Consider the following 12,402-nt stretch of genomic DNA (forward strand, 5'->3'; position numbering starts at 1 on the left):
CTAACAAAAGTTCAATCTGGCAATAGAAATCGTCACATTGCCGCTCTTCTTTTTTTCCAGCAATAAATCGCTCGTATTGGCATATCTCATTGCAGCCGGTTCACTTACTCCATATGCACCGGTATATTTAAAGACGGTTTCAGATGGATTGGGCAATGGCATTTCATTCAATTGCCCAGGTGTATATGTGACAAACTTCCACCCGTACCGATTCGTAATATCGATCAAGGCTTGTTCGTCTTTTTTTAGATCAATTGTCACCAAGGCTTTGACACTTTTTTTCGATAACTTTAGCTCAGCTAACGTTTCGTCAATAACTGCTTCTATCTCGTCGAAAGATGTTCCCCTGTTGCAGCCCATTCCAAGCACGATCGATTTTGGCCGGTAGATGACTCCATTCGTTAAAATGACTTCTTCGTCCCTCTCCAAAATACGGTCCGTAACTATTAGGGCTGCATCCGGCTTGGCCTCTATGGCATGCTCAATCGTTTGATATTGTTTAATAGATGAAGGTATTGGTGTATCATGCATCCACCAATTTGTCTCTCCAGTTTCTTGTACAATCGCCACATGCTCCTCATTAACGACAGCAGCACTGACCGGCGTTAATTTTTCATCAGAGTCCCAAACCCATCCAAACCGCGCCCCAAATAAGTCAACGGGAATCGTTTTTTGCACATCCGAAGCTGTTGTAATAATAGGTTTTGCCCCAATCACATTGGCCACTTCATGCGTTAACGCATTGGCACCCCCAATATGTCCCGACAATACACTAATAACATGCTCTGCTTTATCGTCGATCACCAACACGCCCGGGTCTTTCTTTTTATCTTCCAAAATAGGGGCAATCATGCGAACGACGGCACCCAATGAAATGATTAAGATCAGTCCTTTGTATTTTTTAAATAAGGCCGGCAATAACAAACGAACTGTTCCTTTAAATAATTGAATGCCTTTCGCTTGTTCGTCGCCGTGCTCGAATTTTTCCATATAATACAAATCGACATGAGGAAAATCCTGCAACATTTGGCGCGCTTTTTGAACACCATGCTTGGTAATGGCCACTAATGCGTAAGGCTTTGTCACTTCAATTTCAGGAATTACCCCCTCCTGCAATTCAATCATCGACTTTCACACCTTTTCGGAAACCATGGGTAAAAGTAGCGTCATAAAGTTTAGAACGATAGTTTTTTTCATGAATCGCCGGATCCAAAGTCCAACCAGCCAAAATCATTGCATGCTTTCGTATGCCATTTACACGCATCGCCTCATCAAGTTCAATCAACGTTGTACGAACAATTTTTTGATCCGGCCATGTAGCTCTTTGAATGACTGCGACGGGTGTATCATCCGCCCAGCCTGCCTCTTGCAATTCCTTGACTATTTTCTTGGTCAATGTTGCACTTAAGAATAATGCAATTGTACAATGATGGCTTGCAAGTAAACGTAATTTTTCAAGTTCCGGAACAGGGGTACGCCCTTCCGCACGCGTCAAAATCAGCGTTTGAGTTAAATCGGGAATGGTTAACTCGGCTCCAACAGCAGCTGCCGAAGCAAATACCGAACTAACTCCCGGTACTACCTCGTAGCCAATTCCATGTTCTTTCAATAGAGCTACTTGTTCCATTGTTGCTCCGTACATTGCCGGGTCTCCTGTATGCATGCGCACGACCATTTTCCCCTCATTCACGAATCCAACCATACAATCAACCATTTCCTGCAAATGCATACCCGCTGTACGAATAATTTCCGCGCCCGGCTTTGCCATTGCAACTAACTCTTCGTTGACGAGTGAGTCCGTATACATCACAACATCAGCTTGCTGCATAAGCTTAAGGCCTTTCACCGTAATTAAATCCGGGTCACCTGGGCCGGCTCCAATAATCCATATTTTTTTCATTATTTGCGCACCACCATTAACGATAAATAATTCAGTTCGACACCTTCCAACTCATCCAGCTTCCAAATGATTTCTTCATCTGACGTCACTTTTGTTACCACTGCAGCTTTTTCATATAGATTCATGTCTTTTAGCAGCTCCAGCATCATATCCATTACTTTCGCAACCTTGATAAAAACAACGGCATCATGATCTTCCAAAGCCTTTTTCATTTTTTCATAATCATCTGTAGCCGGAATCATCGCCACATGGTCCTCTCCGTCAGCCAAGGGAATACCCAACCGGTTAGCGGAGCCATTGAACGAAGAAATTCCTGGGATTGTTTCAATTTCAACCGCCGGGTATTTTTCCCGCATCAACTTCATGAGATGAATGAATGTACTATATAACATCGGGTCACCTTCCGTTACAAAGGCAACATCTTTCCCTTTTTCCAATGAAGCATAAATCAGCTCCACGGACTTGGACCATTCTCTTGCCAATGTCTCTTCATCCTTTGTCATTGGAAATACTAATCCAAGCATTTCTTTTTCCTCCGGCTGAATGTATACTTCAATAATTCGGTGTGCATAGCTTTTGCTCCCACGCAGTTTTTTGGGATAAGCAATAACCGGACACTCCTTTAACATGCGGAATGCTTTTACTGTAATGAGTTCTGGATCTCCCGGACCAACGCCCAATCCATATAATTTCCCTAAATTATGCATTTTCGATTCCTTTCTTACTTGCCGTGATAATGTAGATTGGATTTAACGGTACAAACCTTGTCATATGTAAAATAGGCTTACTGCGCGAAAGTTGGGCCTGCAATATCGAAACATCACATTGCAATTCTTTTAAACAATTGACAGCTTCATATAAATTTTCGATTGTAGCCAAATTCATAACCAGTCGACCGTTTGGCTGCAGCCTTTCAATACATGTAGTCAGCAACTGCTGCATTTCTCCGCCGGATCCACCGATAAAGATTGAATTTGGATCTGGAAACTCCTCTAGGCGGTCAGGTGCTTTCCCGTGGATAGCCGTGATATCGACACGGAATTTTTGCTGATTTTCGTGGCAGTTCGCCAAATCTCCCTCATTTTTTTCTATGGCAAAAACTGCTCCTTCTTTCGCCAGTTTGCCAGCTTCAATCGCCATGGAGCCTGTGCAGGTTCCGATATCCCAAACAATACTGGTCGGTTCAAGATTCATAGCCTGCAAACTTAAAACACGAATTTCCTTTTTAGTAATCAGGCCTTTATCTGGCTTGCGTTGTGAAAATTCCTCATCTTCAATCCCCAATGGATAAACGGGACCTCTCGTTGTTTGGCGCAAAATCACAATATTTAATGGAGAAAATGAACTCTCCGTAACTTCATCTAATGTCATTAACCGGCATTGCTCATGTTCGCCTTCTAAATTTTCGGCTATAAACATTTCGTATTCCGTCATGCCGAAATGCTTTAAATAATTCGCAATGGCAATGGGAGAGTTGTCCTCGTCCGTTAAAATCGCGACCTTTTGGCGGCCATCTATCTTCTGGGCCAGACCCTTTATTGTACGGCCATGCAAACTAACAATATACGCATCTTGCCACGATTCCTTCAATCTGGAAAACGCAAGCTGAAGTGAACTTGCATATGGGTAGATCTCCAAGGGGATTTTTTTCGATAAATAGCTTCCAATCCCATAAAAAAGAGGGTCGCCGGATGCCAGAATAACCGTCTTCCTTTGTTCTGCCTGCAATTGTTCAACTAGTCTTGACAAGCCCCCTTTAATTACGATTTTTTGACCTGTATAGGATGGAAAAAAATCCAGTTGGCGTTCTCCACCAACCAAAACTTCACTTTGTTCAACCCATTCGATATACTGAGGCAACAAACCGGCAGCCCCGTTATCCCCGATACCAATCATCTTCATCAATTGTGTCAAGATGCTCCACCTTCCCCAAACATTCACCATTCATGGAATAAAATGCAGTGGATACAGCCAGATCTCCTTTAACATGGGAAATGGCATGATAACTGCAATTACGGCATAAATAATCGAAAAATGTAATATTGTTGTGAGCTTTCATTAAATCTCCAACTTGAGAAGCTGTATTCGCTTCTTTAATTTGCTGTTGTATTTCCTGCGACGCACCGGCTCGTTTTGCGATTTCTGCCAAAAAGCCAAAGTCAACCGGTGCACTTTTTGAATGAAGCATCATATTTCCCTGGGCAAGCTTCGAAAATTTTCCCATCATGCCGACAAGAGAAACTTTTGAAATTTGCTTTTTCTTAATATGTTTTAAGGTAAAACCGGCAAAGTCCCCCATTTCAATAAACGCTTCTTCACGAAGGTCCGGATATTGCTTCATCGCGAATTTTTCGCTTCTGCCGCCAGTTGTGAGTACTAAATGATCACAACCGACTTCCTTCGCTACACTGATCGCTTGTACAATGCTTGCCATATAGGCCGAGCTTGAAAAAGGCACCACAATTCCACGAGTACCCAGTATCGAAATGCCTCCGATAATACCCAACCGTCCATTCAATGTTTTTTTTGCCAGTTCTTCCCCATCAGGAACCGAGATCACGACTTCAATTCCTTTTTCTATATGATAGGTATTGACCAACTCTTGAACGACTTCCAAAATCATTTTTCGCGGCACCGGGTTGATGGCAGCTTCACCAACCGGCACAGGCAGCCCCGGTTTTGTTACACGTCCAACGCCAACCCCGCCATCAAGATGAATCCCCGGTTCGTCCAAAAATCTTACGGAACTAACGATGCGTGCCAAATGGGTGACATCCGGGTCATCCCCTGCATCTTTAATCGTTGTGCAGCTAACAGTATCGTGAGCGATCATTGTCTCCGATATTTCAAAAGTGGCAAACTTCCCGGCAGGCAGAAAAATGGTGACTTGCTCTTGCTTTACGTTTGTAACCAAAGTAAGTAAAGCAGCTTTTGTCATAGCGGTTGCACAGGCACCCGTTGTATAGCCGTGACGCATATCTTTCGGATCTTTTTTATTTGTTTTCTTTTGCACGTTCATCCGCTAAAATCGAAATGGCATTCAATGCAGCAACTGTTACGGTACTGCCGCCTTTTCGCCCCACATTCGTAATATATGGAATTCCTTGAAGCTTCGCCAACTCTTCTTTTGACTCTGCTGCTGATACAAATCCAACCGGCATCCCGATAATTAAATCAGGTTTTGCAATGCCCGCTTTAATAAGCCGGATTAATTCCAATAATGCTGTCGGAGCATTCCCGATGGCATAAATGCCCCCTTCATGTTTGCGTACTGCTTTTTGCATGGAAATAATGGCACGTGTTGTCCCTAACTCTTTGGCTTCTGCCGCCACATCTGGGTCCGCGATATAGCAATGCAAGTCCCCTCCATGTTTTTGGAATCGTTTTTGTCCGGAACCGCTTTGGATCATCTGGACATCCGCAATAACATGACGGCCCTTCAGAATCGCTTGAATCCCAGCTTCTATAGCATCCGGCGTGATTAATACGCTGCGGCCCAATTCAAAATCCGCCGACGCGTGTATAATACGGCGAACTACTTTCCATTGTTCCTCTGAAAAAGAGTGTGCACCCATCTCTTCATCAATAATTGAAAAACTATAATCATAAATTTTGTCAGGATTCACAGTTAAAGGCGTGAACTCTGTATTGAAATTTGTATTAGCCATTGTTTAACTCTCCTTTTAAATGATTTAATATTCCTTCATTCGTGGAATATTTCTGGCCGTAATGAATGCGGGGCCGTTTGATTAAGATTACTTCTATATGCTGTTCGATTGCTGCTTCAATTTTTTCATCCATAGAACCAACTTGCCCGCTTTCTTTTGTAATCATCAAAGTCACACCGTATTGTTTATAAAGAGCTTGATTTAACTCTTTTGAAAAAGGTCCCTGAATCGCAATGATATTCTTCTGAGGAACCCCTAAATCTGCACATTTTTGCATGTTCTCTACATTGGGCAGCATACGAGCGTATAATTTCATATCCTCATTCAATAAATGTTTCGTAAAGGTTGCCAACGTTTTACTGCCTGTCGTTAGCATGATGTTGCCGCCCCTTTTTTTCGCCTCGAGTGCAGCTTGTTCATATGACTCTACTTCCGTAATAAGTTTGTGATCATAAACACTGTTTTCCCTCTCATATCTTAAGTACGGAATTCCAATAGTTTTTGCTGTTTCAATGGCTGTTTTGGAAGCTTCTTCGGCAAATGGATGCGAGGCATCGACAATAATTTTGGCACCGATATGAGTGGCGAGCTGCTGCATCTCTTCTATTTTCAATCGACCAATATGATGCTTAATCCCCGCCTGCTGTAAGCTATCAGCGGCAGATTGCGTGACAACCGTTGCAAGTATAGAGAAGCCGTTTTGCTGCAAATAAACTGCAAGCTCTCTTGCATCACTTGTACCAGCCAAGAAAAGTATCATGCTATTCCTCCTAATCTCCGCATGGTGCCGGTTCAACTTCTATTTTGCAGCTCATGTCCTGATAGTCGTAATTCAAAATGCGTTTAACACGTTTAAAATATTTGAACAAACGTTCATTTGGATGGGCATTTTCTTTATATTCCTCAATGATTCTTGTCACTAATGGAACCAATGCCTCTGGCTCGATTCCCTCCGCAACAGGCTGCGCTGCGTGAGCAGTACGCCCGACCGGCTTTGCCCCAATGAACAAGTCAAACTTCTTCTTCCGGTAGACAATGCCAATATCATCAAATACAGCCCGGTAGCATGCCATGCCGCACCCATTAAAGCCGATATGTAATTCCTTGGGTAATTTCATTCCGCCTAAATCTCGTTGAAGTGCTTCTGCATATGGAATAGCATCCGTTTTTTCGCCATAGCAAAAATCACATGCTTTTAGATTTAAATAATCACCGGTTGGAGCAAGTAAGAATCCGACATTTTCCAAGATTCCGATAATTTCGAGAGGATTTTCTGTAGGGATCTTTAGATGAATTTTATGATCAGGTGTATATTCCATGGTGCCGTTTTCGCCGATGACATCTGCCAAAGTACGCATTTGTTCAGGGGTAAAAAATTTGTTCGCAACGCCTGGACTTACTCCAATCTCGAATATGGATTCGATTTTCTGCTGTACAATTGGCTTTGCTAAAGTCTGTCCTTTTGACGGTTCATTCCGTTGTCCACCTACAAGTGCCAATGCTTCATTGGCTAGTTCAAGGGGTGATTCATTAGTCTTTTTTTTAACAACGATTTTTTCAAAACCACTTTTTGCATAACCTGTTTCCTGATCAAGCGCCCATGGTTCAGCTTCTTTTTTCAAACGCTGATGTGGTTTCAATGGTTGTTTCTCTTCCCCCAATGTATATTTCCGTTGATACCCACGAGGTGTAATCATTTTATTATCATAGAAAAATGTGGAGGAATTCCCTATCACAACCGTCGTTAACATGCCAATTTCATGGTTTAACATTTCTGCTAGAGTGGTCATGACAATGTGTTGTTTTTCTCTAAAGGCACTTTTCACTAGACCAACCGGTGTGGCCGGAGAGCGATATTGCAATAATATCCGCTGTGCTTCAACAATTTGTCTTGTACGGCGGCCGCTTTTGGGATTGTAAAATGCTATGACGAAGTCCGCCATGGCAGCGGCTTCAATCCGTTTTTCAATGACTGTCCATGGTGTTAAATGGTCACTTAAACTAATGGTGCAGGAGTCATGCATAACGGGAGCACCAAGTAAACTCGCACAAGAATTTATCGCCGATATCCCGGGTACGACTTCGACTTCTATGCCGGTGTCTTGCGTCCAACCAAGTTCTATGAGCACCTCATAGACAAGTCCCGCCATTCCATAAACACCCGCATCACCACTGGAAATAACAGATACAATATTGCCTAGTTCCGCTTGGCGAACCGCTTCCTGTGCACGAGAAACCTCTTCGGTCATTCCCGTGCTGACGATCGATTTCGCTGTAACTAAATGTGCAATTAACTCCACATATGTTTTATAGCCGATGATATACTCGCTTTCCTGCAAGGCATCAACGGCCCTTTTGGTAATATGTTCATAATCGCCTGGTCCAAAGCCAACGACATAAATTTTCCCTTTCTTCATAACGCTCCTCCTAAACTATAAAATTATCTGAAAACTTGCTCTCTCCTTGCATGAAAGTGCTCATCACGAACAGCCCCCGGTTTAAAATAGGGAATCTTTTTTGTTCCTTAGATTGTTCCGCTCTGGTTGGAAGGTTAAAAATGTTGGGGAAAATAAAAAAGCCTGTACTCTTTTAAGGAATACAGGCTTAAATCACGTGGGCATAACAAAAAAGTTAAATACCTTCATGTAATTAACAAAACTCTAGCCTTATCTTTTCCCTCCGAAAAGTATAACTATCATTATTAAGCAGGTTTCCTGACTCGGCTTCATTTTACTGCCACACCTTCCCAATGCTATGGTGGTTTTGTGGGTTCATCTGCCTTACAGTAGCGGGGGCTGTACTAGACTTTCACTAGTTTCCCTTTTACCTCATTTGAATTATGAGCACTTAATAATTTTCAAACTTTAATATTAAATTATGAAAACTATAACATATTAAATTTAAGAATCAAACCATTTTTTAAAAATTTAGGTAAATATAGATTCAGCATGGAATAACTGCTATTATGTCCATATGACGACATTTGAATGATTTTTGGCGCTATTTTTAGCTTAATAGGGAAGCACGGTGCAATTCCGTCACTGTCCCGCAACTGTAATTCGGAGCAACCCAACATGACCACTGTTTTTAATAACGGGAAGGTTTGGAACGCGTTGATGAAAAGTCAGGAGACCTGCCAATAATCAAGTAAATTCAGCCTACGAGGATAGGTATGGACAAAGGCATATAAAATAATGTGTCTTTCTTTCATGCACTTTTCTTCCAAAATTTTTTCGTCAAATGCTTAAGAGGAGGATAATCATGAAAAGCTTTACTTCAAAACTATTCTATTTTGGGATAGCATTATTGTTTATTCCACAACAAGCCTATGCGATGCACATTATGGAGGGATTCTTGCCTCCTGGATGGGCAATTTTTTGGTTTCTGTTAAGTTTGCCATTTTTGTTCATAGGTTTACGTTCGATTCAGCAAACGGTTAAGGAACATCCTGAAAGTAAAATGTTGTTAGGTTTATCGGGTGCATTTGCATTCGTTTTATCCGCGTTAAAAATCCCTTCAGTTACCGGCAGTTCTTCTCATCCCACAGGTATAGGATTAGGAACAATTTTATTTGGCCCCTTTATCATGAGTGTTATGGGATCCATCGTTCTTTTATTCCAGACATTACTGCTTGCCCATGGCGGCCTTACTACTTTGGGAGCAAATATATTTTCCATGGCTATCGTCGGACCATTCATTGCTTATGGCATTTTCAAAGGAGCAACAAAAATTGGAGCATCTTTTTCAGTTGCAGTATTTTTGGCGGCTATGCTAGGTGATATAGGTACATATATTATGACTTCATTCCAATTGGCAATCGCATTCCCTTCTGAAGTTGGCAGTTTCTTTGCTTCTTTTCAAAAATTCAGTGGTATTTTTGCTTTAACGCAAATTCCATTGGCAGTTAGTGAAGGTATATTAACCGTTATTGTTATGAATTTCCTGCAACTATACAATAAGCGGGAATTAACTGCCCTAAATATTTTGAAAGTAAAGGAGAATTAGTATGTGGAGAAAAAATATAATTCTATTTTCCTTTGTTGTAATTTTAACAATATTTCCACTTATTTTTTTACAGGATGCGGACTTTGATGGAGCCGATGGAAAAGCGGAAGAAGCAATTACAGACATTGCCGTTAGTTATGAACCATGGTTCCATGCAATTTGGGAACCCCCAAGCGGTGAAGTGGAAAGTTTATTATTTGTCTTGCAGGCCATAATCGGGGCGGGCTTTATTGGATATTTCATTGGATTTATGCGTGGGCGTTCAAAAAATTCAAAGGTTGATTCGTAATGCTATCGATTGATCAATATGCGCATATCAATAAATTAGCTTCAATCAACGCAAATCAAAAAATCGTTTTATCAATTGGCGCTCTTTTATGTGTTTGGCTGACACGTGATTTTGCCGTTGCCTTATGGACATTTCTGCTTATGTCCTTTCTGATTGTATGTATTGCACGAATCCCTTTTCGCTATTACCTTTTGTTATTATTGGCTCCAGCGAGCTTCTGTCTTTTGGGGGTTCTTGCAGTCGCTATTTCATTTACATTAGCTTCTACCTTGCCTAGTGAAGCTATTTGGGTTACCTCTATATTTCAGATAAAAATCTTTATCTTATCTAGTAATCTTCTTCGGGCATTTCAATTATTTTATACGGCATTTGGAATGGTTGCTTGTTTATATTTTTGTATTTTAACTACTCCAATGTATGAGATAAATCATTTTCTAAAGAAGTTGCGTATACCCGATGTAATCGTTGAACTAATGACTTTAACCTATCATTTTATATTTATATTTTTGGATTGTATGCAAAAAATCTATATAGCCCAAAAAACGAGATTAGGTTATCAAACAGCAAAATCCAGCTTTCTTGCTTTGTCATTCCTGATTGCAGCACTGGCCAGGGAGATTTTTAAGCGAAACGGCCAGATGATATTGGCAATGAAAGCTCGAAATATCGACTCTTTTTTAATTCCACAAGTCTTTTACAAGAAGAAAGCTGCTTGTAAAAAACTGAGATGGGTGATGGCAATGTATACTACCATTACCTTATTACTCTTGCTATGTTAGGAGGCGTTTACTTGACAGCACCTTATTTCCAGTTGAACGATGTAGGTTATTGCTACCCTGATGGTACAATGGCCTTATCAAATTGTACCTTTACTATACCGAAAAATAAGAAAATCGCCATTCTCGGTCAAAATGGATCGGGAAAATCCACGCTTTTTCAATTATTGATGGGCCTGATTCCTCCTACGCATGGGGAGATTATTTTCGAAGGCAGTCCATTAAACTATAAAAAAACAACAACTTCTTTACTTCGACAAAAAGTGGGATTAATCTTTCAAGAAGCGGATCACCAACTATTTGCATCAACAGTCGAGCAAGATGTCATGTATGGGCCAATTAATCTGGGATGGCCAAAAATGAAAATACAACAGCAAGTTGAAGAGGCTCTCCAGTTTACAGAGCTAACACCTTTGGCAGAACGACCCGTCCATTTTTTAAGCGGCGGGCAAAAAAAACGAGCAACGATTGCTGGAGTATATGCCATGGATCCTTCTGTTTTCATTTTGGATGAACCCACAAGCAGCTTGGATTATTATTTTTCCAAGCAGCTAATGAAGTATTTAGACCTTCTTTTGGATGATAATCGAACATTTTTGTTTGCCACTCATCAAATTAACTTGGTATATGGCTGGGCTGATTATTATATTGTGCTTCACGATGGAAAAGTTATTTACGAAGGGAACGCTCAAGGTTTATTTTCAAATAATGATATGCTTCAACTTGCACATATTGAAAAACCTTGGTTATTTGAAGTATATGAAGAGCTGGTTAAAGATTCAGGAGTATTTGCACCTCCCTCTAATAAAGCCGAATTATTTAAGTTGATTCAAGAAAAGAACATCATTAAAAATCCTTAATTGTTTCATCATTAACGCACTCTCAATTATCTACTTGAGGGTGCGATTGTGTATTTATAGAAGTTCTCCAATACGCTCTTTTATCTCAGAGTATCCCCTTAATTGTCCACACAATTAACTCCACGAAATTATTGTTCTAACTAATTCTCCTCGTATTACTATTTATAAGTTTCTTAGTAATATAGCTAAAAACAAACTATTAAATTCCGCCAGCCTCTCCATTTATAAATTCTCAATTTTAGAAATTTGATAAAACTCAAGGCACAGAACATATTTTCGTATACAATATGGGCAGACCATCTTTTTTATTTCAAGGAGGCATCATATGAATAAACCGGCACATTTAATGGGTGGTTTAACGGCAGGTATTGCTGTTTTAAAAAACATCGAATCAACAGTTCCACAAATTGGGCTAACAGATGCAATGGTTAGTGGTGGAGTTGTACTTTGCGGAGCACTATTAGGGTCCCTTCTCCCGGATATCGATCATCGCAATAGCTATATCGGCAGAAAGCTGAAAGTCGCTTCTTTCATTATCAGCAAGACACTGGGACATCGAAGCGTCATACATACTCCATTGGTCATCTTTGCTTTTTCAGCACTGCTTTACTTTTTTTCCAAGGAATTAACAGGACAATCCCAAGTTTTATCCAGTTACTTTATCATGGGATTAAGCGCTGGGATGTGGAGTCATCTGCTTTTGGACATGATGACGAGAAGAGGCATCCCTCTCCTCTATCCAATTACGAAAAAGAGTTTTCGCATTGCCAACTTTAAAGGCGGTGGCATGGGCGATACCATCTCTATCATAGGATGCGCTATTTTAATTGTCTTTCTTTTAAAATGAGCATAAAAAAAGTACATTACATACTAAAAATTTAATATGTAATGTACGATCCTATAT

General features: G+C 40.7%; 13 protein-coding genes and 2 riboswitches. Of the genes, 5 read left to right on the plus strand and 8 right to left on the minus strand.

What is annotated here, in order from left to right; translation table 11 throughout:
• Genes D1B33_RS01025 through cobJ form a run of 8 tightly spaced genes read right to left on the minus strand, consistent with a single transcriptional unit; the run spans nt 1 to nt 7,985 of the window.
• Nucleotides 1–1,125 (minus strand): cobalt-precorrin 5A hydrolase, encoded by a 1,125-nt coding sequence (locus D1B33_RS01025; RefSeq protein WP_118874469.1) that lies wholly within the window; start codon nt 1,123–1,125, stop codon nt 1–3.
• Nucleotides 1,118–1,900 (minus strand): precorrin-4 C(11)-methyltransferase, encoded by a 783-nt coding sequence (cobM, locus tag D1B33_RS01030; protein ID WP_118874470.1) that lies wholly within the window; start codon nt 1,898–1,900, stop codon nt 1,118–1,120. Before cobM ends, D1B33_RS01025 begins: the two co-directional genes overlap by 8 nt.
• Entirely contained in the window at nt 1,900–2,607 is a 708-nt protein-coding gene (cobI, locus tag D1B33_RS01035) for a precorrin-2 C(20)-methyltransferase (RefSeq protein ID WP_118874471.1), read from the minus strand. Before cobI ends, cobM begins: the two co-directional genes overlap by 1 nt.
• Nucleotides 2,600–3,802, minus strand: a complete 1,203-nt coding sequence (gene cbiE / locus D1B33_RS01040; RefSeq protein ID WP_118875187.1) for a precorrin-6y C5,15-methyltransferase (decarboxylating) subunit CbiE — start codon at nt 3,800–3,802, stop codon at nt 2,600–2,602. The genes cobI and cbiE overlap by 8 nt, the downstream gene beginning before the upstream one ends.
• Nucleotides 3,777–4,919: a cobalt-precorrin-5B (C(1))-methyltransferase gene (locus D1B33_RS01045; protein WP_118874472.1), complete on the minus strand. Its 1,143-nt coding sequence runs from the start codon at nt 4,917–4,919 to the stop codon at nt 3,777–3,779. Before D1B33_RS01045 ends, cbiE begins: the two co-directional genes overlap by 26 nt.
• Complete coding sequence (locus tag D1B33_RS01050) at nt 4,894–5,568, minus strand: precorrin-8X methylmutase (protein WP_118874473.1); 675 nt, start codon at nt 5,566–5,568, stop codon at nt 4,894–4,896. The genes D1B33_RS01045 and D1B33_RS01050 overlap by 26 nt, the downstream gene beginning before the upstream one ends.
• The gene (gene cobK / locus D1B33_RS01055) at nt 5,561–6,328 is read right to left on the minus strand and encodes a precorrin-6A reductase (RefSeq protein WP_118874474.1); all 768 of its coding nucleotides are present in this window, start codon (nt 6,326–6,328) and stop codon (nt 5,561–5,563) included. The genes D1B33_RS01050 and cobK overlap by 8 nt, the downstream gene beginning before the upstream one ends.
• 10 nt (nt 6,329–6,338) lie before the next feature.
• The gene (cobJ, locus tag D1B33_RS01060; protein ID WP_118874475.1) at nt 6,339–7,985 is read right to left on the minus strand and encodes a precorrin-3B C(17)-methyltransferase; all 1,647 of its coding nucleotides are present in this window, start codon (nt 7,983–7,985) and stop codon (nt 6,339–6,341) included.
• A gap of 270 nt (nt 7,986–8,255) precedes the next feature.
• Nucleotides 8,256–8,434, minus strand: a riboswitch (cobalamin riboswitch).
• 112 nt (nt 8,435–8,546) lie between these two features.
• Nucleotides 8,547–8,723, plus strand: a riboswitch (cobalamin riboswitch).
• A gap of 106 nt (nt 8,724–8,829) precedes the next feature.
• Here cobJ and D1B33_RS01065 point away from each other — a divergent pair.
• The 5 genes from D1B33_RS01065 (at nt 8,830) to D1B33_RS01085 (ending at nt 12,345) form a co-directional block, all read left to right on the plus strand.
• Nucleotides 8,830–9,573 (plus strand): energy-coupling factor ABC transporter permease, encoded by a 744-nt coding sequence (locus tag D1B33_RS01065; RefSeq protein ID WP_118874476.1) that lies wholly within the window; start codon nt 8,830–8,832, stop codon nt 9,571–9,573.
• Nucleotide 9,574: 1 nt separating this feature from the next.
• Nucleotides 9,575–9,862 carry an energy-coupling factor ABC transporter substrate-binding protein gene (locus tag D1B33_RS01070; RefSeq protein ID WP_118874477.1) on the plus strand — a complete coding sequence of 96 codons (288 nt, stop codon included), beginning with the start codon at nt 9,575–9,577 and terminating at the stop codon, nt 9,860–9,862.
• On the plus strand, nt 9,862–10,641 hold the full coding sequence (gene cbiQ / locus D1B33_RS01075) for a cobalt ECF transporter T component CbiQ (protein WP_118874478.1): 780 nt from the start codon (nt 9,862–9,864) through the stop codon (nt 10,639–10,641). The genes D1B33_RS01070 and cbiQ overlap by 1 nt, the downstream gene beginning before the upstream one ends.
• An 11-nt stretch (nt 10,642–10,652) precedes the next feature.
• Nucleotides 10,653–11,498, plus strand: a complete 846-nt coding sequence (locus D1B33_RS01080; RefSeq protein WP_158582895.1) for an energy-coupling factor ABC transporter ATP-binding protein — start codon at nt 10,653–10,655, stop codon at nt 11,496–11,498.
• A gap of 325 nt (nt 11,499–11,823) precedes the next feature.
• A complete protein-coding gene (locus D1B33_RS01085; RefSeq protein ID WP_118874480.1) occupies nt 11,824–12,345 on the plus strand; it encodes a metal-dependent hydrolase in 522 nt (173 codons plus the stop codon).
• Nucleotides 12,346–12,402 lie beyond the last annotated feature (57 nt).

Source organism: Ureibacillus yapensis (genome assembly GCF_003515775.1).
Classification (GTDB): Bacteria; Bacillota; Bacilli; order Bacillales_A; family Planococcaceae; genus Ureibacillus; species Ureibacillus yapensis.

What these genes read in the sequence shown, in the direction of transcription:
- D1B33_RS01045 (WP_118874472.1), bottom strand. Translation starts at nt 4,919, where the DNA reads ATGAACGTGCAAAAGAAAACAAATAAAAAAGATCCGAAAGATATGCGT.
- cobI (WP_118874471.1), bottom strand. Translation starts at nt 2,607, where the DNA reads ATGCATAATTTAGGGAAATTATATGGATTGGGCGTTGGTCCGGGAGAT.
- cobJ (WP_118874475.1), bottom strand. Translation starts at nt 7,985, where the DNA reads ATGAAGAAAGGGAAAATTTATGTCGTTGGCTTTGGACCAGGCGATTAT.
- D1B33_RS01070 (WP_118874477.1), top strand. Translation starts at nt 9,575, where the DNA reads ATGTGGAGAAAAAATATAATTCTATTTTCCTTTGTTGTAATTTTAACA.
- D1B33_RS01025 (WP_118874469.1), bottom strand. Translation starts at nt 1,125, where the DNA reads ATGATTGAATTGCAGGAGGGGGTAATTCCTGAAATTGAAGTGACAAAG.
- cobK (WP_118874474.1), bottom strand. Translation starts at nt 6,328, where the DNA reads ATGATACTTTTCTTGGCTGGTACAAGTGATGCAAGAGAGCTTGCAGTT.
- cbiE (WP_118875187.1), bottom strand. Translation starts at nt 3,802, where the DNA reads ATGAAGATGATTGGTATCGGGGATAACGGGGCTGCCGGTTTGTTGCCT.
- cobM (WP_118874470.1), bottom strand. Translation starts at nt 1,900, where the DNA reads ATGAAAAAAATATGGATTATTGGAGCCGGCCCAGGTGACCCGGATTTA.
- cbiQ (WP_118874478.1), top strand. Translation starts at nt 9,862, where the DNA reads ATGCTATCGATTGATCAATATGCGCATATCAATAAATTAGCTTCAATC.
- D1B33_RS01085 (WP_118874480.1), top strand. Translation starts at nt 11,824, where the DNA reads ATGAATAAACCGGCACATTTAATGGGTGGTTTAACGGCAGGTATTGCT.
- D1B33_RS01065 (WP_118874476.1), top strand. Translation starts at nt 8,830, where the DNA reads ATGAAAAGCTTTACTTCAAAACTATTCTATTTTGGGATAGCATTATTG.
- D1B33_RS01050 (WP_118874473.1), bottom strand. Translation starts at nt 5,568, where the DNA reads ATGGCTAATACAAATTTCAATACAGAGTTCACGCCTTTAACTGTGAAT.